Genomic DNA, 22928 nt, shown 5'->3' with positions numbered 1-22928 from the left:
GCATAATTATATACCTAAGTTAACGTGGCTGAACCTAGAACCTAGAACCTAGAACCTAGTATCTTATCGTCAGTTAGGTATATCAAAAAATTTAATATAATAAAAAACGCCAAGATAGAACTCTTGGCGTTTGTTGTTATGGCGTACTTATTCTTTGGGCACTACAGACGTTGACATAACTCTGCGTAACGTCCTTTCTGAGCCAGTAATTGTTGATGCTTACCATGCTCAATAATACGTCCTTCATCCATGAGACAAATCTGATCCATCTCATCAAGACCAATAAGTCTATGGGTGATAAAGATAACAGTCTTGTCTTTAGCATGTTCAAGCAATAACTCAAGAATCTGTTGTTCAGTTCTACGGTCTAGACCTTCCGTTGGTTCATCCATAAGAAGGATTGGCGCATCATGTAACAGGGCGCGAGCGATACCCAAACGGCGACGTTCACCACCTGATATTTGGCGACCACCTTCACCGAGCCACGTATCGAGACCTTGGCCATCCAGTAGCGTAGTTAACCCAACTTGTTCAAGTGCCTGCACACATTCAGCATCAGAGGCTTGTGGCTTTGCTAGCAGTAAGTTTTCACGCAGCGAGCCATTAAACACATCAACGCGTTGACTAACAACGGTCATCGCATTACGAAGCGCGCCTTCTTGCCATTGTGGTAATGGGATACCATCTAGGGAAATTTGCCCTTGTTGTGGATCCCAGTTACGTGTAAGTAGCTGTAGCAAAGTGGATTTACCACACCCAGTTCGACCCAAAATAGCCAGTTTCTCACCCTGTTTCAGGCTAAGATTAACCTGCTTTAGAACAGGCTGCTCACTACCATAATAGGTGTAGCTAATATTTTCGATTGCAATGTTACCTTGTGCCTTGGCTTGATAACCATTTGGGTCAAACGGCGTATCTGGTTTCGCTTCAGTGATTTCATTAAGGCGACGTGCCGAAGTAAGTGTTTGACCTAAGTATTGAAATGCGCCAGCAACAGGCATCATTAGCTCAAAACTTGCCATCGTAGCAAAGGCCACCATTGCCACAAAAGGATCTGGTGGATTGCCACCAACACCATCTGCTGCAATCCAGGTGATTAGAACTAGCGTCCAACCCGTGGCTGCCATCAAGATCGCATTGGCAACACCTGTTAGGTTTGCCATCTTACGCTGAGCGGTTAATAAGCTTTGTTGTTCTGATTCGGCTTGAACACGGTAACGCTCTTCAGCATTAAACAACAGCAGTTCAGCTTGGCCTTGAATCCAATCAAGTAGGGTGATGCGATAGTTTGCCTTTGAATATGTTAGTGCTTCACCGTTACGTTTACCTAAGCGATAAAAAATAACAGGCAACAGCAACATAAGAGCCAATAAAATCGCACCTAATGTCAGACCAATAGTGAGATCAAACCAAGATAAAAATACCGTTACTGCAACTAGGCTTAGTACACCAACGATCAATGGACTGACTAATCGTAAATAGACGTGATCCATTGCATCAACATCGGCAACTAAACGGTTAAGTAAGTCGGCATCGCGTAAGTTAGTCTGGCGACCCGGTATTAATGGCGTGAGTTTACGGAAGAAGAAAATACGTAAATCAGCCAACAGCTTAAACGTCGCATTATGGCTAACAACACGCTCTCCCCAGCGGCCTGCGGTTCGCGCCATAGAAAATCCACGAACACCAGCGCCGGGTAACATATAGTTGAATGTTTCGCGTGCAATGGTTAAACCTGCAACCGCTGATGCGGCAATGAACCATCCAGAAAGTGTCAATAAGCTGATCGCCGCAAGTATGGTCGCTAAACCGAGGATCATTCCTAATGTTAAGCCAAACCAATGTTTACGGTACATCTTTAGATAAGGGATTAAATCACGCATCGAGATCCCCTTGATTAATCTGTTTACTGTAGGCAAGCATTTCGGCCAGTAAGCCTTGATGTTTAATCTCATCAAATGCGCCATTTTGAACCAATTTACCGTGCTCCATCACTAAGACTCGATCCATGGAATGCAGCTGATCTAAGCGGTGGCTGACCATTAACGTTGTCTGCTTATTAATGGCACGAGTAAGACTTTGTAGCACTAAGTGTTCACTATTGGCATCAAGGCTAGCCGTTGGCTCATCGAGCAACCAGAAAGCTCCGTTTTGCAACATAGCGCGAGCCACAGCAATACGTTGAGCTTGACCAACAGATAAACCGCCAGAACGATCTCCGACATGATGTTGATAGCCGTGCTCTAGACGAGAGATAAACTCATCGGCATACGCTTCTTTTGCTACTTGAGCGATATTGGCATCTGTAGCGAGTGGATTGCCAAGTGCGATGTTATCTCGGATTGAACCATGAAATAACAAAGGATTTTGCCCAACCCAACTGATGGTTTGACGCCACTGTTGCTGATCTAATGCTTTAAGCTCAATACCATTAATGGTTAATTGACCGCGATAAGGCAAGAAACCCAACAGAGCATTAAGTAAGCTGGTTTTTCCCGCGCCACTTGGGCCAATTAAGGCGACATGTTCTTGTTGGTTAATGGTAAAGCTGATTGGCCCTGCGAGAACTTGTCCTTCAGGGCTAAGAACTTCTAAATCACGAGCTTTGATAGTGATCGCTTCTGGAGAAGGAAGGTTCTCACTACCTTGATTCATCTCATCTGCTTCAAGGTTTAGAAATTCAACAATAGATTCTGCTGCGCCAATAGCCTGTGCTTTTGCATGATAAAACGTACCAAGGTCGCGTAATGGTTGATAGAACTCAGGTGCCAAAACCAGCACAAATAGGCCGGTAAATAAGGTGATTGGAGCCCCATAATTACCAAAGTTAAGTTCACCAATGAAAGCAAAACCAAAGTAAACCGCGACAATAGCGACTGAAATAGCAGAAAAGAATTCAAGTACGGCAGAAGATAAGAAAGCTAAACGTAAGACTTCCATTGTACGTTTACGTAGGATTTGAGAGGCAACATCTAAATTTTCTGCCTCGGCTTCTGCGCGATTAAATAGGCGAATGGTTTGGAGTCCTTTAAGGCGATCATAAAAATGCCCAGAAAGACGTTGTAGCGCTTTAAAGTTACGACGGTTAGCATCGGCTGCCCCTAAGCCCACTAAAGCCATAAAAAGTGGAACTAAAGGTGCTGTACCTAAAAAGATTAAACCAGCCGCCCAGTTCATAGGGAAAACCGCAACTAGAATAATAAATGGAACCAACACAGCAATAGACATCTGAGGAATATATCGAGCGAAGAAATCTTGCATCTCTTCAACTTGTTCCAAGACTAAGCTTGCCCAAGTTCCTGCTGGCTTACCTTTGATATATGCAGGCCCTAAATTTTGCAGTCGCTGAATGATCAGTTGACGTATATGCAAGCGAATTTGTTCACCGCAGCGGTAGCCACAAATCTCCCGTCCCCAACTGCATAGTGCTCGTAAACCAATCACCACAGCAAGACCGATAAATTGGCTAATAAGCTGATGCTTATCGACATGTTCGATAATTAATTGATGGAGAATGCTGGCCAGTAATGCGGCTTGTCCAATGAGCAATAGCCCAGAGACAAAACCCAAGCCAACGCTTAGCATTAACCAGCGCTTTGCAAGTTTACTTTGAGATTTCAACCACTTGGTTAAATCACGTTGTAATTGTTTATCCATAGAATGGTTTCAATGTTAAAAAGCAAAACACAAGGATTACTTAAAGAGACTGTTTCCTAGTAAGTAAGCCTTATGTTAGAAGTAAAAGACTTCTAAATATAAGAAAGAAAAGCAAACCGCCACCAAAAAGGCAGCGGTCTGTTATTGATTATTTTTGAGCTAAGGCATCAAGATAACGTTCAGCATCAAGTGCGGCCATACAGCCAGTACCTGCTGAGGTAATTGCTTGACGGTAAATATGATCCATTACATCACCAGCAGCAAAAATGCCTTCTACACTGGTTTGAGTTGCATTACCGGTAAGGCCAGATTGTACCTTAATGTAGCCGTTTTCCATCGCAAGCTGATCGGCAAAAATAGCGGTATTTGGCTGGTGGCCGATAGCAATAAAGACACCCATAACATCCAGTTCTTCAGTATTGTCTGATTGAGTATCTTTAAGGCGAACACCTGTTACACCCATTTGATCGCCAAGAACTTCATCTAAAGTGCGATCGGTGTGAAGAATAATATTACCGTTCTCTACTTTATCCATCAGGCGGTCGATAAGAATTTTTTCTGAGCGGAAGGTATCACGACGATGAATAAGGTGAACTTCTGAAGCAATATTTGACAGATAAAGCGCTTCTTCAACTGCCGTATTACCGCCACCTACAACCGCTACTTTTTGGTTACGATAGAAGAAACCATCACAGGTAGCACAAGCAGATACCCCTTTACCTTTGAATGCTTCTTCTGATTCAAGGCCAATGTATTTTGCTGATGCTCCAGTACAAATAATCAGAGCATCACAAGTATATTCACCCATGTCACCATTTAATCGGAATGGACGCTGAGAAAAGTCAGTTGAATGGATGTGATCGAAAATGATCTCGGTCTCAAATTTTTCAGCATGCTCTTTCATGCGATCCATTAGAGCTGGACCGGTCAAGTCACCTGCATCACCTGGCCAGTTTTCAATTTCTGTTGTGGTTGTTAGCTGGCCACCTTGCTGCATACCAGTGATCATAACTGGTTTTAGGTTTGCACGTGCAGCGTAAACAGCGGCAGTGTAACCAGCAGGACCAGAACCAAGAATGAGTAGATTACAATGTCTTACGTTACTCATGACTTCTCCAGGCTGAATGAGAGTATTTATTATTAGTGCTTGATTGTAGGTAAATTAAAGAAGTAAAGAAAGAGAAAGCGTACGAATGCAGGTAGGTTATAAACTATCGCTGTAATAGCCATGATCTTAACAGGGGATTACCATAGGCTAATTAACTGAATTTAAATGTGTTAATAATTTTTTCATCCTATTTCAAACTGATAAATGAAAAATCAGTTTAGAGATATGGTACGGCGTATGAAAACGCAGCTATTGATGAAGAATTGAGTAACCTAATGTGACGATTGCTATATCTAAAAGACTTTTATATAACATAATCATCTAGTTAATTTTAAAATTTACTGACTAAATTCACCTCTGTTTTTGTTATTTTGCTTTAATATTACTCTCTGATCTGGTAAAAACTTCTTTAGCAGTCGAAATTATACCCGTAATGTTTAGTGTATTATGCTAGGTTGACACTGCATTCCTAACTTAAATGAAGATAATGGTTTATCCAAAAATAAGTAACGCAAAAAATAGCAGTACTTATAAAATGGAATGGATGACTATATAAATGCTGAATATGAGATTTTTTATAATGAAAATTGGTATTTTTCAGGATTTGATTCTAAATTAGGTAAAGATATTGTATATTTTTGCAAGGAAGTAAAAAGGTGGAATAAAACAATGGTAGATACCAAGAAAAAACCGTCCAAGGAATTGGATCGTATTGACCGCAATATCTTAAACGAGTTACAGAAAGATGGTCGTATCTCTAACGTTGAGTTATCAAAACGTGTAGGTCTTTCCCCAACTCCCTGTCTTGAGCGTGTTCGTCGTCTAGAACGTCAAGGCTATATTAGTGGCTACACTGCATTACTTAACCCTCAGTATTTAGATGCGTCTCTACTTGTTTTTGTTGAGATAACACTAAACCGTGGTGCTCCTGATGTGTTCGAGCAGTTTAATAAGTCGGTACAAGAGTTAGAAGATATTCAAGAATGTCATCTTGTATCGGGTGATTTTGACTACCTATTAAAAACACGTGTATCAGATATGTCTGCTTATCGTAAATTACTGGGTGAGACACTACTTCGTCTTCCTGGCGTAAATGACACTCGTACATATGTTGTAATGGAAGAAGTGAAGCAATCAAATAACTTGGTAATTAAAACGCGTTAATTGATTGAATTTAGATTCTCGTGATATGAGCGGCTAGATAGTCGCTCATATTTTGCCTGCTATTTTTGTCTGCCATCAACCGCTTTTCTCTTATCTCTGCTTAATTGTTTGAACTTGCACCAGATTGCAATTTGGATAGTTGGCGCTTTCCTTTCTATACTGTATATTTCATCAGTGAATTCAAAAATCATAAAGATGCTGGTTTAATCGACAGATAAACCGATGAATTGACATAATGATGAATCTTTTTTTGTAACAGACGTCTACACTAAGGCGACGTTTCTTGTGCCCATTTCTGTATAATGTCGAACACTATTGTTTTCGCCATTATTTGATAGAAATGGGTATGGGCTGGGCAACCAGAAGTTGAATAAGAATATAAAGTAATATCCATCTGCTTTGATCAGCACGAAGGAATTGCGTGATTGGTTAGTTAGAGACACCGGAGTTTTTCTTGAGGAAGGTAAAAGGAAAAAAGCTACGTCAAATGCGACTTTCAGGTGTACAGCGCATTATTGAGAGCTTTTTAATTATAAGCATTTTAGTTGCCATTTATATTATGGTGGCTTTAATCAGTTTTAATCCTGCAGACCCATCTTGGTCACAAACGGCATGGCAAGAACCTGTCCAAAATGCTGCGGGTACATTAGGTGCCATGGTTGCCGATACGTTTTTCTTTACGTTTGGCTCGTTGGCTTATGTCTTTCCTGTTGTTTTAGTTTTATTTTCTTGGCTATTGTTCCGCCGCCGAGCAAAGAAAATGTCGGCCGACTACATGGTGTATGGCACACGCTTGCTTGGTTTGATCATTCTGCTTATGACCAGCTGTGCTCTGGCTGATTTAAACTTTGACGATATTTGGTACTTCTCTTCTGGTGGGGTAGTAGGTGACGTTGTGTCTAATATTACGTTACCTATGCTTAATGTCTTGGGAACAACATTAGTTATGATGTTCTTATGGGCTATCGGTTTTACTCTATTTACGGGTATTTCATGGGTAAGTATTGTTGATACTATCGGTGAGAAGGCCATTGGTTCTTTGACTTGGATTTTAAACAAAATTCGCCCAGATAAATCGGAACGTATTCGAGCTTTTGCTACTGAAATACCGGCCGAAGTAGACATGCCATACGCTCAAGTATTAGCAGATATTGATGATGATCTTGATGCGGATGATGCATTACTTGCTAGCTATTCAGAACCAACATTAGATCTGGATGACGATAAAGAAAGTATTGCTCGTCAAGAACCAACTTGGGCTCCTGAATCTACACCGACGATTGTTATGCCTCAACGTCAAAATGTAGCGCCTACTTCTCAGCAAGCTCAATCAGTTGTTCAGCAAGAATCTGTTATAGCTCCAGTTGTTACAGCTGCAACAGTTGCCTCTACGGTAACTCATGCGCAACAGCCATCAACGACTCCGGCTGTCCAACAAGTGGCTACTCCAAGTGTTGCAACAGCGCCGCAGAGCGATTTTAATGCTGCTCAGGCTCAGGCTCAGGCTCAGGCTCAGGCTCAGGCTCAGGCTCAGCAAGAAATGGTGTCTCAGCACGTCCAACCAGCCCCTTCACAACCTGAAGTGTCTACGGCTGTTGCTTCTGCTGTAGCCGCTAATATGACTCAGCAGCCCGATGTTCAAGCAATGGTTGTGCCTCAAGCTGCGCCATTGATGAATGAGTATGATGAAACGACAGAGTTACCTGCGAGTGCTCCGATCACATCAACATCACAAGCAAAAGGGCTCACGGTAGCTGAATTAGAGCGTGAACTGGAACGCGATGAAGATTTTACGGTTTATGTTGATGAAGAGACACAGCAAACAATAGATTCAGTAGCATCTGAGTCAGCAGCAACGCCGACACCAAACGCTTATGCTGCGGCATCTCAAGGGTATGAAACCGTACCTCAACCAGCAGAACCTCGCCCTCAACCAGCGACAACATTTGAACCGACTCAAGAGTTTATTTCTACTCCTGAAATTGGTGCGCAGGATGGTTTATCTGAGTTAGATCGAGCCGAATTGGCCGCTGAAGATGTTGATGATGTCGCTGCAGCAGAGCTAAGTGATGAAGAAGCCTTTTTGAAACGTATTCGTGATGCGCAAAAAGAACAAGCTCATCTTGCTGGGTTAGATAATCCGTTTTTAATGCAAAAAGAACCGGACTTACCGACACCAACAACACCAATGCCAACCGTTGATTTACTGCAACCTGCTCGTCAAACTGTCGAACCTGCGTCAGAAGAAGAGCTTATGCGTATTGCTCGTCTGGTGGAATCAAAACTGGCTGATTATAAAATCAAGGCACAAGTAAAAGGGGTCTACCCAGGTCCTGTTATTACTCGTTATGAGCTTGACCTTGCACCGGGTGTAAAAGTTAGCCGTATTTCAGGCCTTGCAAAAGACTTAGCTCGTGCCCTGTCAGCAACGGCCGTTCGCGTGGTTGAAGTTATTCCCGGTAAGCCTTATATCGGTCTTGAGTTACCAAACAAGAGTCGTGAAACCGTTTATCTTTCTGAAGTGATTAGCAGTGAGAAATTCCAGAACAAACATGGCGCGCTACCTATTGTTCTTGGTAATGATATCTCTGGTGAAGCCGTTGTTGCTGATTTAAGTAAAATGCCTCACTTGCTCGTTGCTGGTACAACAGGTTCGGGTAAATCGGTTGGTGTGAACGTTATGATCTTAAGCTTGCTGTATAAGTGTAAGCCCGAAGATTGTCGTTTCATTATGATCGACCCGAAAATGCTTGAATTGTCTATCTATGAAGGTATTCCTCATCTCTTAACTGAAGTGGTTACCGATATGAAAGACGCCGGTAATGCGCTTCGTTGGTGTGTGGGTGAAATGGAACGCCGTTATAAATTAATGGCTGCATGTGGTGTTCGTAATCTTGCCGGTTATAACGCTAAGCTAGAAGAAGCTGCCGCAGCTGGCCACCCAATTCATGATCCATTATGGCGTCCAGGCGACAGTATGGATGAGTACCCACCATTACTTGAAAAAATGCCAAGTATTGTGGTTATCGTTGATGAATTTGCCGATCTTATGATGGTGGTTGGTAAGAAAGTAGAAGAACTGATTGCACGATTAGCTCAAAAGGCCCGTGCTGCTGGTATTCACTTAGTGCTTGCTACTCAGCGTCCATCTGTGGATGTAATTACCGGCCTTATCAAAGCTAACATTCCAACTCGTATGGCCTTTACAGTATCGACTAAGACAGACTCTCGAACCATTCTTGATCAAGGTGGTGCCGAGTCACTATTAGGTATGGGTGATATGCTGTATTTACCGCCGGGTCAAAGCCATACAATTCGTGTGCATGGTGCATTTGCATCTGATGATGACGTACATAACGTAGTGAATGATTGGAAAGCTCGTGGTAAGCCTCAATATATTGATGGTATTTTAAAATCCGATCAGGGGGCTGAAGGTCTACTTCCTGGTGAGACAGGTACTGGTGGTGATGATGATCTTGACCAGTTGTTTGACGAAGTAGCAGCATTTGTTGCTGAAACTCGTCGAGGCTCAGTATCTGGTGTTCAGCGCCGCTTTAAAATTGGTTATAACCGAGCCGCGCGTATTGTTGAGCAATTAGAAGCTCACGGTATTGTGAGTGCTCCTGGTCATAATGGTAATCGTGAAGTATTGGCTCCACCGCCTGTACCACAGCATTAATTTTTTGTTGTGAGTAAACAATGAAATTGCCGCCATCCTATATGATTAGGTGGCGGCAATTATTTAATTACTGCTATACCAACGGCAATAGTTTTTATTGGTATGACAGATCTTGTTGAAAGAGGGAAAAGAATGAAAAAAGCAGTATTGGGCTTGTTAGTTGCCCCTTTGTTGTTTGCATCAAACGTATGGGCTGATGCACAGCAAGATCTCAGTGCTCGTTTGGATAAGGTAAACGCATTTACGGCTGATTTTCAGCAAAAAGTTGTGAGCCCTGATGGTGAAACCTTAGTTAATGGTAGTGGTACTGTTGCGGTTAAGCGTCCAAATCTATTTCGTTGGGATACCCAAAAGCCGGACGAGAATTTGTTAGTCTCTGATGGTAAAACGGTTTGGTATTACAATCCATTTGTTGAGCAAGTAACGGCAATGTGGTTAAAAAATGCCACTGAACAGACGCCATTTGTTTTATTAACACGTAATAGTGCTAGTGATTGGTCACAATATAATGTCCATCAAACAGCAGATACTTTTACCTTAACGCCTAAAGATAAAACTTCATCGATGGGTAAATTTGTTCTGACAGTAAATAAGAATGGTCAAGTCCGTAATTTTACTGTGGTTGAGCAAGATGGACAAAAGAGCTCATTTACGTTTAACGATTTTAAAACCGCAACACCTGCTGCGAAGCTCTTTACGTTTGTACCACCGAAAGGGGTTGAAGTAGACGACCAGCGTAATTAATGGTTATATAGCGGTAGTCATACGAAACTTGGCCGAGCGCTAAGTGACCAATATTTTCTAGGGTGGCGTAAGTGCCACCTTTTTCTGTTATATGGGAGTGGTTATTTTGAATAACTTCAGCCTAGATTTCTCTTCAGATTTTCGTCCCTTAGCGGCCAGAATGCGTCCGCGTACAGTACAAGAGTACATTGGGCAAAAGCACATTTTAGGAGAAGGGAAACCACTTCGTCGAGCACTTGAAGCTGGGCATCTGCATTCAATGATTTTATGGGGGCCGCCAGGTACGGGGAAAACCACTCTTGCCGAAGTTGCGGCTAATTATGCTAATGCTGAAGTAGAGCGTGTATCTGCGGTAACATCTGGTGTTAAAGATATTCGAGCTGCTATTGATAAAGCTCGTGATAATAAAATGGCGGGTCGGCGTACCATTTTATTTGTTGATGAGGTTCATCGTTTTAATAAAAGTCAGCAAGATGCTTTTCTACCGCACATTGAGGATGGAACTGTCACCTTTATTGGTGCGACAACCGAAAACCCTTCGTTTGAACTTAATAACGCTCTGTTATCTCGCGCCCGCGTTTATAAGCTGAAATCGCTGGAAAAAGAAGAGATTCTAGAAGTTTTGGATCAAGCTCTTAATGATAAAGAGCGTGGGGTAAGCGATACCAATCTAAATTTTGTCGACGATGTCAAAGAGCGGTTAGCCGATTTAGTGTGTGGCGATGCTCGAATGTCTCTCAACTATCTTGAGCAGCTTATCGATATGGCAGAAGAAGATAGCAAGGGGATCAAGCAGATCACGCTACCTTTATTAGCCGAAGTTGCAGGTGAGAAGATTGCTCGTTTCGATAATAAAGGCGATATGTGGTACGACATGATTTCGGCAGTACATAAGTCGATTCGTGGTTCAAATCCAGATGGTGCCTTATATTGGTTTGCTCGAATGCTACAAGCAGGTTGTGATCCGCTGTATGTAGCAAGGCGCTTATTGGCTATTGCTTCTGAAGATATTGGTAATGCAGACCCAAGGGCGATGCAAGTGGCGGTATCTGCATGGGATTGCTTTACTCGAGTGGGAGCTTATGAGGGCGAACGTGCTATTGCTCAAGCGATTGTCTATTTAGCATGTGCGGCCAAAAGTAATGCTGTCTACGTTGCGTTTAATCAAGCTAAAGCAGATGCACTTAATAGCCCTGACTATGAGGTTCCTGTTCATTTGCGAAATGCGCCAACCAAATTAATGAAAGAGTTGGGGTATGGAGCAGAATATCGATACGCACATGATGAGCCTGGAGCATACGCTGCCGGTGAGTGTTACTTTCCACCAGAAATGCAACATACTCGTTACTATTACCCTTCAAATCGCGGTCTTGAGACCAAAATTGCGGAAAAGTTGGATTATCTTGCCAGTTTAGATGCAAAAAGCCCATTAAAGCGCTACCAAAACTAAGGCTTTTTGGGTATCGTTTAGGGATAGTCTTTAGTACTACTGAAGATGAATAACATTAGAACAATCTGGATAAGTAACCTTGAGTAAATCTTAATCGTTATTTGTCCAGATTGAGACCAGAACATTTTGACAAGAACTGTCGGAATGATGTGCATACTCAGAATATAAAGAGCACAGGATTAGCATGCTAGATTCTAAATTACTTCGAACTGAGCTGGACGATACAGCTGAAAAACTCGCGCGTCGTGGTTTTAAACTAGACGTAGAAAATTTACGCCAACTAGAAGAGCAACGTAAGTCCCTTCAAGTTAAAACTGAAGAACTTCAGGCTCAGCGTAATGCGCGATCGAAGTCGATTGGTCAGGCTAAAGCAAAAGGCGATCACGAAGAAGCAGAGCGTATCCTTGCTGAAGTTGGTAACCTTGGTTCAGAGCTAGACGAAGCGAAAAAAGCACTTGCTGCACTACAAGCAGAGTTAGATGCAATTACGCAAACTGTACCAAACATCCCAGATGAGTCAGTACCTGTTGGTAAAGACGAAAACGACAACGTAGAAATTTCTCGTTGGGGTGAGCCAAAGACTTATGACTTTGAAGTTAAAGATCACGTTGATCTTGGTGAAATGAGTGACGGTCTTGATTTTGCTAGCGCAGTTAAGATCACAGGTGCTCGTTTTATCGTAATGAAGGGCCAGTTCGCTCGTCTACACCGTGCAATCGCACAATTTATGCTAGATCTTCACATTGAAGAACATGGTTATACAGAAATGTACGTACCATACCTAGTAAATGCAGACAGCCTATTTGGTACAGGCCAGCTACCTAAGTTTGGTGCTGATCTTTTCCATACTCAGCCACTAACTGAAAAAGTGAATGATGAAGAGCCTCGTACTCTTTCTCTAATTCCTACTGCAGAAGTGCCTGTAACTAACCTGATGCGTGACACTATCTCTGAGGAAGCTGATCTTCCTGTGAAGATGACTGCGCATACTCCTTGTTTCCGTTCAGAAGCTGGTTCTTACGGTCGTGATACTCGCGGTCTTATCCGTATGCACCAGTTCGACAAAGTTGAGCTTGTTCAGATCACCAAACCTGAAGATTCAATGGCTGCACTTGAAGAACTAACAGGTCATGCTGAGAAAGTGCTTCAGCTTCTAGAGCTACCATACCGTAAAGTTGTACTGTGTACTGGCGATATGGGCTTTGGTTCTTGCAAAACTTACGACCTAGAAGTTTGGGTTCCTGCGCAAGAAACTTACCGTGAAATTTCTTCATGTTCTAACATGTGGGATTTCCAAGCTCGTCGTATGCAAGCTCGTTTCCGTCGTAAAGGCGAGAAGAAGCCAGAGCTTGTTCATACACTAAACGGTTCAGGTCTTGCTGTAGGCCGTACTATGGTTGCTATTCTTGAGAACAACCAAGAAGCTGACGGTCGTATTCGTATCCCTGAAGTACTTCGTAAGTACATGAACGGTGCTGAATACATCGGTGGTTAATCTTCTCGATTAAGTACATACAAAACCCAGCCATTGTGCTGGGTTTTTTTATGGTTTATTCGATTGAAGGGTGAATATATTTGGTTGTTGCTGTGGTGCAATATCGGGCATCCGAACATCAAGTGATTGGGCAATGTCTTTTAGCATTAAATCAAATAGGGTAAAGATAAAATCTGAGATCTGTTGAGATAAAAAATACAGCGATTGTTGCGCATCTATAGGCTGTTTATCACTGTGTTTGAGTTGATTGAATTTGTACTCAAGATCATCGAACGCAATACTTGGTAGTTGATGCTGTTGAATCAAAGAGACTTGCTTTAATCGACGTTCAATCACTTTGAGCTGTATTTGTAAACTTTGATAATAGTGCTGTTTGGGCTTACTGGTTAACTCAATATCGCAGCGAAAGCGAGCAAGGCTATCTAACGCATTTAAAATCATAGGCCATGCCAGTTGGTATTGTTTAAACAGTTCTTCTTGATCGGCAGATAATAATGCTTGAGTGACTAAATCATCGATCAAATAGAAAACATGGCGGATAGCTTTACCATGAACGGCTTGATTACGGGCGATACTGTAACTAGGCCACTCTTCTAAAATGGGTAGAGTTCTTTGTTTAAGCAAACGAAACATTGGGCGGTGTTGGTGCTCTGCTTGACCAAGTAGAGATAAAAGTAAGCTTTGAATTGCAATACTTTCTGGTAAAGGTTGTTCGATATTGAGTTGTTTTTCGGTCGGCTTTAGTAAGCGGTTATGGCTCTCTCTACGGTGAAATCGCAGTAAGAAGATCAGCTGACGTAATCCAATAATCTGATTAAATTGCTGCTGTAGGTCTTGAGATTCTCGGTTGTAAAGGTAGATAACATACCCACAACAGACTGTGAATATGAATAGACTTATGATGATTGATAATACCATGAAGCTCTCTCCCTATTTGCTTAGAAGAAAAAGCAGCAAAGAAAATACCAATATTTTTTTGTTACTTATCAATTAATTAAATATTGATGCAAATAAGTTTGCGCTACTAAGGTGCAAGGTTGCACTACTACAGAACATTAATCTTTTATCTTCGTCATAAAAGAAAAGGCGACTTAGCCCCAACTAAGTCGCCTTAACCTGTCTTACTTGTTATTTATCTATTTAACTGGCTTGCTGTTCGCGACCATGAAAAGAAACCGTTTCATCTTATTCACCTGCTAGAGGATCGTGGAAGCGATCTAAATCTAATTCACCTTCAGTTTTTGCCACAATACAGGTCACAACCGTATCGCCTGTAATATTTACTGCAGTACGAATCATATCAAGCAAGCGGTCTACACCCATAATCAGAGCGATACCTTCAACAGGTAGGCCCACTTGGTTAAGAACCATGGCTAGCATAATAAGACCCACACCAGGAACGCCAGCAGTACCAATCGAAGCTAATGTTGCCGTCATAATAACTGCAAGATAATCACTCATGGTTAAATCAATATTAAAGGCCTGAGCGATAAATGCCGTCGCAACACCTTGCATGATAGCAGTACCATCCATATTAATGGTTGCACCAAGCGGTACGGTAAACGAAGCGATCTTATTGTTTACCCCCATGCGTTTGGTTGCTGTTTCCATCGTAACAGGAATGGTTGCGTTCGAAGATGCAGTTGAAAAGGCAAACATAATGGCATCTTCCATCTTCTTAAAGAAGGTCTTCGGGCTAAGTCCGGTAAAGGATTTTAGCATCACCGAATATGTCACTAGGCCGTGGATCAGCAGTGTAGCTGTTAGGACTAAGAAGTAACCTAATAAGTTGAAGATGGCATCAAGGCCTAATCCTGTGAACAGTTTCGCCATTAGGAAGAACACACCAAATGGAGCAATGTTCATCAATAGAGCGACCAGTTTCATGATGACTTCATTGAGATCTGAAAATACCGCCGCTAAACGTTCGCCTGGTTTTCCTGCCGCACTGATGGCAATACCAAATAAAATGGCAAATACAATGATCTGTAACGTATTGCCTTGAGCCATTGAGCTAATAGGGTTGGTTGGGAACATACCAATGATAACATCACCCAAAGATGGCGCTTCTTTGGCGCTAAATGATGTTGCAGCAGTCAGATCCGCACCTGCGCCTGGTTTGAACAGCGTACCCATGGTGAGTGCTAAGGTGATAGCAATAGCCGTTGTTGCAATATAGAAGGCTAGAGTTTTACCACCAAGACGTCCAAGCGTTGTAATGTCTTTAAGCGAACTGGTTCCGCAAACAAGAGAGACAAAGACCAGTGGAACAACGAGCATCTTTAAGCTGGCAATAAAGATTTTTCCACCTACATCAAATAGACCGTTAACGATGTAGTCGTGGATAAAGGCGACATCAGCAAAAAGACTGCGAATAATAAACCCTGTCAAAATACCTAATACCATACCAAGAATGACTCGGCCGGTTAGGGACATTTTTTTCTTCTCTGCTTTCATTAATTGAATGCTCCTTATAATTATTCACTCTGTAATTCATTTACCAGAGGTGCTACGCAGGGTAGCAGTAGAACAGGTGTTAAAGCGAAGTAAAAAATAAAATTAAAATGCAAGATCTCGGTTAGATCACATTTTTAAAATGGAAATAGTGTTCAATAAGCGATATTTTTTACTGTTTGTTAACATTTGTGGCAATAAAACCCTCCGTTATTTACTCGGTTTATGTTTTTTCGAGTAATTCCTTCGGTTTTTTCGAGTCTATCGGCATATCAATCTGTTGAATAGTAGAATAATTGCGTGATTCTCAAGCTATGAAAATTGGCTGAAAATTATTCTTTTGCTCATATTGATGGCTAAATGTAGAGGAAAGGTTAATTGTTAACAAATGCTTACAAGGAATGGTTTTGAGAAAATAGTTAGGTTGGATATTTTTTACAGTTTATAAAATGACTTTGATTGAATAAATATTCACTGAGCTATTGAGCCCAGTGAATGATTGTATTTACTTGGCAACATTGCCTGCTACGTTCATGATATCCCAAGTACGAGAGAACGGTGGAGCATAAGCAAAATCCATCATACCTAATTGGTCCGTTGTCGCTCCTAAAGTGATAGCAACGGCTAATGCATCAATACGATGGACTGCACCTTTATTGCCGATCATTTGGGCTCCAATGATTTTTTTATCTTGAGCCTGATAAATTAGCTTAATATGAAGAGGGGATTGACCGTGGCAATAGTTTGTATGGCACTTATCACTAATAAAAACTGAGCGATAGTCAATATTTTCGGCTTGAGCTTGCGCTTCTGACAAACCAGTTCGACCTGCTTCTAAGCCTAAAACTTTCACACAACTGGTTGCAAGGGTTCCTTTAAACTGTAGGGATTTTCCTGCTAAGTTCTCTCCCACTAAGCGACCCATTTTATTGGCACCTGTAGCAAGGGGAACATAGACAGGCTTTTGCAGTTGAGCATGCCAAATTGTGGCGCAATCACCGGCTGCCCAAATATTTTCTACGGATGTTTTGCCTTGCTGATCGATAATAATCGCACCATTAGAAAGTCGTTCTAGCCGTGTATTATGTAAAAATTCGGTATTAGGTTTGACTCCGGTACAGCAAATCACCATGTCGGTTGGGTAAATATCTTGGTCAGTTTTAATGCTGGTAACCTGGTGGTCTCCAACAACGGCCTCAACTGATTCATTAAGGTGAATATTGACGCCAGCTTGCTCTAGTTCGTGATACAAGAGCTGGCTAATTTCAGGTTCAAAAGCATCTGGGATAAGTCGTTCTGCTCGTTCAATAAGGCGAACATCTTTACCTTGATTAATCAGAGCTTCAACGACTTCAAGTCCGATAAATCCAGAACCAATAACGGTCACGTGCTGGCATGTAGGTGAGGCTAGAGCCTGTTTTATGGTTAAGCCATCTTGCATTTTTCGTAGAGAATAAACGCCTTGTCTATCGAGTCCTGCAATTGGTGGCAAGATCTCCTTTGCTCCTGTGGCAATCATAAGGCGATCATAGTTCGTTGTGAATGTTTCGTCGCAGTGCTCAACAGTCAGCTGTTGGCTCTTATCATCAATAGAGAGAACTCGATGCTCTGTTAAGACTGTGATGCCTTTGGTGGCAAATTGCTCTGGGGTAAATTCAGCCATATATTCTGCATTATCAAATTCACCGCCAATGAAATAAGGCAGGCCGCACGCGCCAAATGAGATCACTTTTGATGCTTCATAGACGACAATTTCAGCATTAGGCTCAATACGTTTTGCTTTTGCTGCAGCACTCATACCAGCTGCTTCGCCACCAATAATGATGATTTTCATTGTGATTCCTTGCTATAACAAAGGAGGTGATACGTTCACCTCCTTAATAAGTAGTAAATTATAGTTAAGCAGCGCTCTCTTCACCGTCAAGGTTAACAACTTCGTCGCTGTTAAAGACGTTCATATCTGTTTGGCCCATCAATTTACTGGTAATTGTTCCTGCTGTGATTGAGCCTGAAACGTTCAGAGCTGTACGACCCATATCAATCAGTGGTTCGATGGAAATCAGTAGGCCCGCTAGAGCAACAGGCATATCCATCGCAGAGAGAACGATCAATGCGGCAAAAGTTGCTCCGCCACCGATACCTGCAACACCAAATGAACTGACAGTAATAATGGCAATTAAGGTACAGATGAAACCAAAGTCCATAGGGTTAATGCCAACGGTAGGTGCAATCATAATTGCAAGCATGGCTGGGTAGATACCCGCACAGCCATTTTGACCGATAGTGGAACCAAAAGAGGCTGCAAAATTTGCAATACCGCTTGGGATACCTAAACATTTTTCTTGTGTTTGCACGTTCATTGGAATCGAGCCAGCACTGGTGCGCGATGTAAAAGCAAAGGCAAGTACTGGCATGATTTTTTTTAAGTGACGGATAGGATTAATACCAACAAGTGCCACTAATGCTAAATGAATGACAAACATTAAGATAAGTGCAGCATAAGATGCGATCACAAAGTTAGCTAAGTTAATAATATCAGCGTAATTAGAACCTGAGATTACCTTGGTCATTAGCGCAAGCACACCAAATGGTGTCAGACGTAATACTAGCGTTACCATTCGCATTACAATAGCTTGTGCAACTTTGATGAAGCTTTCAAATTGAGCAAAGATTTCAGGTTTTTTACGGGCAATACCTGTGGCTGATAATCCAATAAAGATAGAGAAAATGACCACTGCAATGGTTGATGTTCGACGTGCACCTGTCATATCTAAGAATGGGTTTGCAGGTATAAACTCAATCATTAATTTAGCAAATGACATAGCTTCAACATTACTTAATGTCGTTTCTAAGTTTTTCGCTCGGGCCATTTCAGCCGCACCAGCAGTAAGACCTTCAGCCGTTAAGCCAAATAGGTTCGACATTAAGATACCAACAAGAGCTGCAATCATGGTGGTAAAAATTAATACACCAATGGTTAATCCGCTGATTTTACCTAAAGAGGTGCCGCCATTAAGCTTTAGTATGGCTGAGATAATCGACACCATTACCAAAGGTATGATGATCATTTGCAGTAGCCGAACATAACCGACACCAACGATATCGAAATATTCAATCGAAGTTTTAATTACTTCCGAACCTGAACCATAGAATATTTGCAGTGCAGCACCAAAGCCAATACCCAAACCTAAACCGGCAAAGACTCGTTTGGTGAAAGTATAATGTTTTGCCTGCATGTGATACAGAAAGGCGATAAGACCAAGAAATATGGCGAGGTTTATAATTACGCTAAAGGTCATAGTTAATCCTTAACATTGATTCAAAAGAAAGGGGGATATGTATTCTTTTGGTACATCTTGCTGCATTTTAGTTTTTCGTAGCAGCGTTCCGTTGCCCGTTAATGGTGTGCAATATAAAGGATTTTTATAAATTTTAGTTATGAGCAAGATCGCTATTTATTAATCACATTAAGGCGCTTGATGCATAATTGAGAGTTGAGTGCGGAGCTGGATCAAGATTCAACATACAATTAACACTGTATGCTATAAGTGAATGAAATATAAGGGGATAAGTCTTGTTTAAATACAATATTTGTCGATATAAAAATGCCAGCAACAAATGCTGGCATTTACAATTAATCACATAATGTGAGCTTACATTACGCGCATACCAGGTTGTGCACCTTCGTGTGGTTCTAGAATCCAAAGATCTTTACCACCAGGGCCCGCAGCAAGAATCATACCTTCAGACATGCCGAACTTCATCTTACGAGGCTTAAGGTTAGCAACAACAACCGTTAGCTTACCTACAAGGTCTTCTGGGTTGTAAGCTGCTTTAATACCAGAGAATACTTGACGAGTTTCACCGCCAATATCAAGTTGGAACTTAAGCAGTTTGTCAGCCTTTGGCACTGATTCACAAGAGATAATTTTCGCAATACGTAGATCGATTTTTGCAAAGTCATCAAACTCAATTTCAGGTTCGATTGGCTCTTTGCTTAGCTCGGTCTGCTGTGCAGCTTCTGCTTGCTCTTTTGCTGCCATTTCAGCGGCTGCATCGGCTTTAGATGTTTCGATCATCGCTTCCACATTCTTTGGATCAATACGGTTAAACAGCGCTTTAAACTTAGTTACTTCATGAGCTGTTAATGGCTGAGCGATACCTTCCCAAGTTAGTGTTTCATTTAGGAATGCTTCTGTACGCTCTGCAAGTTTTGGCATAACTGGTTTTAGATAAGCCATTAGCACGCGGAATAGGTTAATACCCATAGAACAGATTTCTTGTAGTTCTAGGTCTTTACCTTCTTCTTTTGCTACAACCCAAGGTGCTTTTTCATCTACATATTGGTTTGCTTTGTCTGCAAGAGCCGTAATTTCACGAATAGCACGACCGTATTCACGAGATTCGTACAGTGCGCCAATGCGATCAGCTGCAGCGACAAATTCTGCATACAGTTCAGGCTCTGCACAACGCTCAGCAAGCTTGCCGTCGAAACGTTTAGCGATGAAACCTGCATTACGAGAAGCTAGGTTAACGATCTTGTTTACAACATCGCTGTTTACGCGTTGAGTGAAGTCTTCTAGGTTTAGATCTAGATCGTCAATACGGCTGTTTAGTTTTGCAGCGTAGTAGTAACGTAGACATTCAGGGTCTAAGTGCTGTAGGTAAGTTCCTGCTTTAATGAAGGTACCTTTTGACTTAGACATTTTCGCGCCGTTTACTGTGACGTAACCATGTACAAAGACATTATTTGGCTTACGGAAACCAGCACCATCTAGCATTGCGGGCCAGAATAGGCTGTGGAAGTAAACGATATCTTTACCGATGAAGTGGTATAGCTCAGTTGAACTGTCTTTATTCCAGAACTCGTCAAAGTCTAGATCGTCACGCTTGTCACATAGATTCTTAAATGAGCCCATGTAACCAATTGGTGCATCTAGCCATACGTAGAAGTATTTGCCAGTTTCACCCGGAATTTCAAAGCCGAAGTATGGCGCATCACGAGAAATATCCCACTGTTGCAGACCAGACTCGAACCACTCTTGCATTTTGTTTGCAGTTTCGTCTTGTAGCGCACCTGATTTAGTCCACTCTTTTAGCATGCTCTCGAACTGAGGCAGGTCAAAGAAGAAGTGCTCTGAATCTTTCATTACTGGTGTTGCGCCTGATACTGCCGATTTTGGATTGATTAAATCCGTTGGGCTGTATGTTTCACCACAGTTGTCACAGTTGTCGCCGTATTGATCTTCAGCGCCACACTTAGGACAAGTACCCTTAACGAAACGATCCGGTAGGAACATCTCTTTTTCAGGGTCGAACAGTTGAGAGATAGTGCGGCTTGTGATGTAACCTTGCTGCTTAAGCTGGTTATAAACAAAAGAAGCCAGTTCACGGTTCTCTGGTGAATGGGTGCTGTGGTAGTTACTGAAATCGATATCAAAGCCAGCAAAGTCCGCTTGGTGTTCTTTGCTCACTTCAGCGATCATCTGCTCAGGTTCCATACCCATCTGCTGGGCCTTAAGCATGATTGGAGTGCCGTGTGCATCATCTGCACAAATGAAATGAACTTCGTTGCCGCGAAGGCGCTGGTAGCGCACCCAAATATCCGCTTGCACATGTTCTAGCATGTGACCAAGGTGGATAGAACCGTTAGCGTACGGTAGGGCGCAGGTCACCAGAATTTTTCTTGGATTTGCAGCCATAATTACTTATTTCGCTCATGATGGGTAAAAAACGTAGCCTCAAATAGTACCCGATGGCGGGGCTATTGCCTAGCAGAGATAAGAGAATTCATATCAAAAGAGTGGAAATCAGGCGAACTATTGACTTTAGTGATAGTATGGCCAAGAAAAGGCAATCATGCCTTACCCTATAATGTTCATTTTTCTCCATTTATTGCTTAATAAAACAGCGTTAAAGGAATGAACATCGAACGGAGCACATAGAAGATGAATAATGAAAAGATCACACGTTTTGAAAGCGTCAGTGATGTTTGCCGTTGGTTAAATCAATTCGAGCACCCTTGGTTACATCCTGAGTGGGCCGATATTCCTAATGTGGTTTCAGTTTCGGCTCAGGGGACTGTCTCGATTACACTTCCTTTTGCAGCAGCAACCTTGATAGAACAATTAAATGCTTGGCTTGCACAAGAAAAATCACAATTAAATGTGGCGGTGGAATTTGAGGTTAAAAGCCGAGTAGCTCCCCTTGCTGCAGGTGAAAAGGCGCCATTAAAAGGTATCAAAAATATTGTTGTAGTGAGTTCAGCCAAAGGTGGTGTAGGTAAATCAACCACATCGGTAAATCTTGCATTAGGCTTGCAGCAACAAGGGGCTAAAGTTGGCTTGTTAGATGCTGATATTTATGGTCCTTCAGTTCCTATGATGCTTGGTACTGTCAATGAAAAGCCTCAATCTCCAGATGGTAAAATGATGCTACCTGTTGAGTCCTGTGGTTTGTACACAAACTCGGTGGGGTATTTAGTCCCAGCTGAAAGTGCAACTATTTGGCGTGGTCCAATGGCGTCAAAAGCATTAGCGCAGATTATTAATGAAACTTGGTGGCCTGATTTAGACTATCTTGTTATTGATATGCCACCAGGTACGGGTGATATTCAACTTACTCTAGCTCAGCAAATTCCGGTAAACGGTGCGGTAGTGGTTACAACCCCTCAAGATTTGGCTTTGGCTGATGCGATTAAAGGTGTCAGCATGTTTAACAAAGTCGATGTACCTGTACTGGGTATCATTGAGAACATGAGTTATCACATCTGTAGCAATTGTGGTCACCATGAGGCGATCTTTGGAACCGGTGGTGCAGAGAAAATGGCTCAAAGCTATTCGGTACCATTGCTAGCACAGTTACCACTGCATATTCAGATCCGAGAAGATATCGATAATGGTAAGCCAACGGTTGCCGCTCATCCTGAATCTGAACATGCTCAAGCCTATATTGAACTCGCAGGACAGGTAGCAAGTCGCCTATACTGGGAAGGTAAGCCTATTGCAGAGCAGATTACTATTCGCACAATGTAAGGCATAAATCGCTTTATCTTGAATAGAAATCAAGCAAACGTGCCAGATGCCAGATTTTTACTGGCATCTATTGGGCCAACTGCTTATAATCGTGCGGTTTATTTATCGTTATTTACTCTCCTCGTATCAACAGGTGCTTTCTG

14 protein-coding genes are annotated in these 22928 nt (G+C 42.1%); 6 read left to right on the top strand and 8 right to left on the bottom strand.

Translation table 11 applies throughout. The features are described 5' to 3' along the window. Positions 1–161: 161 nt before the first annotated feature. The 3 genes from cydC to trxB form a co-directional block, all read right to left on the bottom strand. On the bottom strand, positions 162–1883 hold the full coding sequence (gene cydC / locus CTN07_RS09190; RefSeq protein WP_005298448.1) for a heme ABC transporter ATP-binding protein/permease CydC: 1722 nt from the start codon (positions 1881–1883) through the stop codon (positions 162–164). Beyond that, positions 1876–3657 (bottom strand): heme ABC transporter permease/ATP-binding protein CydD, encoded by a 1782-nt coding sequence (cydD, locus tag CTN07_RS09185; protein ID WP_005298450.1) that lies wholly within the window; start codon positions 3655–3657, stop codon positions 1876–1878. Before cydD ends, cydC begins: the two co-directional genes overlap by 8 nt. A 148-nt stretch (positions 3658–3805) precedes the next feature. Next, positions 3806–4765, bottom strand: coding sequence for a thioredoxin-disulfide reductase (trxB, locus tag CTN07_RS09180; RefSeq protein ID WP_005298453.1), 960 nt, complete (start codon positions 4763–4765; stop codon positions 3806–3808). 669 nt (positions 4766–5434) lie between these two features. On the opposite strand from trxB, the gene lrp reads away from it, so the two are divergent. The 5 genes from lrp (at position 5435) to serS (ending at position 13297) form a co-directional block, all read left to right on the top strand. Continuing rightward, positions 5435–5929 (top strand): leucine-responsive transcriptional regulator Lrp, encoded by a 495-nt coding sequence (lrp, locus tag CTN07_RS09175; protein WP_005298455.1) that lies wholly within the window; start codon positions 5435–5437, stop codon positions 5927–5929. A gap of 454 nt (positions 5930–6383) precedes the next feature. Then, positions 6384–9608, top strand: a complete 3225-nt coding sequence (locus CTN07_RS09170) for a DNA translocase FtsK 4TM domain-containing protein (protein WP_439898619.1) — start codon at positions 6384–6386, stop codon at positions 9606–9608. A 132-nt stretch (positions 9609–9740) separates the two neighbouring features. Then, complete coding sequence (lolA, locus tag CTN07_RS09165) at positions 9741–10352, top strand: outer membrane lipoprotein periplasmic chaperone LolA (RefSeq protein ID WP_005298459.1); 612 nt, start codon at positions 9741–9743, stop codon at positions 10350–10352. 106 nt (positions 10353–10458) lie between these two features. Then, the gene (locus tag CTN07_RS09160) at positions 10459–11802 is read left to right on the top strand and encodes a replication-associated recombination protein A (protein WP_005298461.1); all 1344 of its coding nucleotides are present in this window, start codon (positions 10459–10461) and stop codon (positions 11800–11802) included. Positions 11803–11986: 184 nt separating this feature from the next. Continuing rightward, positions 11987–13297: a serine--tRNA ligase gene (gene serS / locus CTN07_RS09155; RefSeq protein WP_005298462.1), complete on the top strand. Its 1311-nt coding sequence runs from the start codon at positions 11987–11989 to the stop codon at positions 13295–13297. A 48-nt stretch (positions 13298–13345) separates the two neighbouring features. On the opposite strand, the gene CTN07_RS09150 is transcribed toward serS, so the two are convergent. The 5 genes from CTN07_RS09150 to metG all read right to left on the bottom strand — a co-directional run bounded on the left by CTN07_RS09150 (position 13346) and on the right by metG (position 21453). After that, on the bottom strand, positions 13346–14215 hold the full coding sequence (locus CTN07_RS09150) for a hypothetical protein (RefSeq protein WP_005298465.1): 870 nt from the start codon (positions 14213–14215) through the stop codon (positions 13346–13348). A 267-nt stretch (positions 14216–14482) separates the two neighbouring features. Beyond that, positions 14483–15754, bottom strand: coding sequence for a dicarboxylate/amino acid:cation symporter (locus tag CTN07_RS09145; RefSeq protein WP_107183700.1), 1272 nt, complete (start codon positions 15752–15754; stop codon positions 14483–14485). A 502-nt stretch (positions 15755–16256) separates the two neighbouring features. Further along, positions 16257–17585: a CoA-disulfide reductase gene (locus CTN07_RS09140; RefSeq protein WP_005298469.1), complete on the bottom strand. Its 1329-nt coding sequence runs from the start codon at positions 17583–17585 to the stop codon at positions 16257–16259. 64 nt (positions 17586–17649) lie between these two features. Beyond that, positions 17650–19050, bottom strand: coding sequence for an L-cystine transporter (locus tag CTN07_RS09135; protein ID WP_005298471.1), 1401 nt, complete (start codon positions 19048–19050; stop codon positions 17650–17652). 354 nt (positions 19051–19404) lie between these two features. Beyond that, on the bottom strand, positions 19405–21453 hold the full coding sequence (gene metG / locus CTN07_RS09130) for a methionine--tRNA ligase (protein WP_005298474.1): 2049 nt from the start codon (positions 21451–21453) through the stop codon (positions 19405–19407). Positions 21454–21699: 246 nt separating this feature from the next. Here metG and apbC point away from each other — a divergent pair, with 246 nt between their 5' ends. Next, positions 21700–22785 (top strand): iron-sulfur cluster carrier protein ApbC, encoded by a 1086-nt coding sequence (apbC, locus tag CTN07_RS09125; RefSeq protein ID WP_005298475.1) that lies wholly within the window; start codon positions 21700–21702, stop codon positions 22783–22785. Positions 22786–22928 lie beyond the last annotated feature (143 nt).

Origin of the sequence: Photobacterium damselae (genome assembly GCF_003026815.1) — a bacterium.
GTDB lineage: Bacteria > Pseudomonadota > Gammaproteobacteria > Enterobacterales > Vibrionaceae > Photobacterium > Photobacterium damselae.
Note: the sequence above shows the minus strand (reverse complement) of the source record. Positions and strands in the feature narration are given on the sequence as shown.

Coding starts and splice junctions, on each gene's coding strand:
- cydC (WP_005298448.1), bottom strand. CDS start 1,883: ATGCGTGATTTAATCCCTTATCTAAAGATGTACCGTAAACATTGGTTT.
- cydD (WP_005298450.1), bottom strand. CDS start 3,657: ATGGATAAACAATTACAACGTGATTTAACCAAGTGGTTGAAATCTCAA.
- trxB (WP_005298453.1), bottom strand. CDS start 4,765: ATGAGTAACGTAAGACATTGTAATCTACTCATTCTTGGTTCTGGTCCT.
- lrp (WP_005298455.1), top strand. CDS start 5,435: ATGGTAGATACCAAGAAAAAACCGTCCAAGGAATTGGATCGTATTGAC.
- lolA (WP_005298459.1), top strand. CDS start 9,741: ATGAAAAAAGCAGTATTGGGCTTGTTAGTTGCCCCTTTGTTGTTTGCA.
- serS (WP_005298462.1), top strand. CDS start 11,987: ATGCTAGATTCTAAATTACTTCGAACTGAGCTGGACGATACAGCTGAA.
- CTN07_RS09150 (WP_005298465.1), bottom strand. CDS start 14,215: ATGGTATTATCAATCATCATAAGTCTATTCATATTCACAGTCTGTTGT.
- CTN07_RS09145 (WP_107183700.1), bottom strand. CDS start 15,754: ATGAAAGCAGAGAAGAAAAAAATGTCCCTAACCGGCCGAGTCATTCTT.
- CTN07_RS09140 (WP_005298469.1), bottom strand. CDS start 17,585: ATGAAAATCATCATTATTGGTGGCGAAGCAGCTGGTATGAGTGCTGCA.
- CTN07_RS09135 (WP_005298471.1), bottom strand. CDS start 19,050: ATGACCTTTAGCGTAATTATAAACCTCGCCATATTTCTTGGTCTTATC.
- metG (WP_005298474.1), bottom strand. CDS start 21,453: ATGGCTGCAAATCCAAGAAAAATTCTGGTGACCTGCGCCCTACCGTAC.
- apbC (WP_005298475.1), top strand. CDS start 21,700: ATGAATAATGAAAAGATCACACGTTTTGAAAGCGTCAGTGATGTTTGC.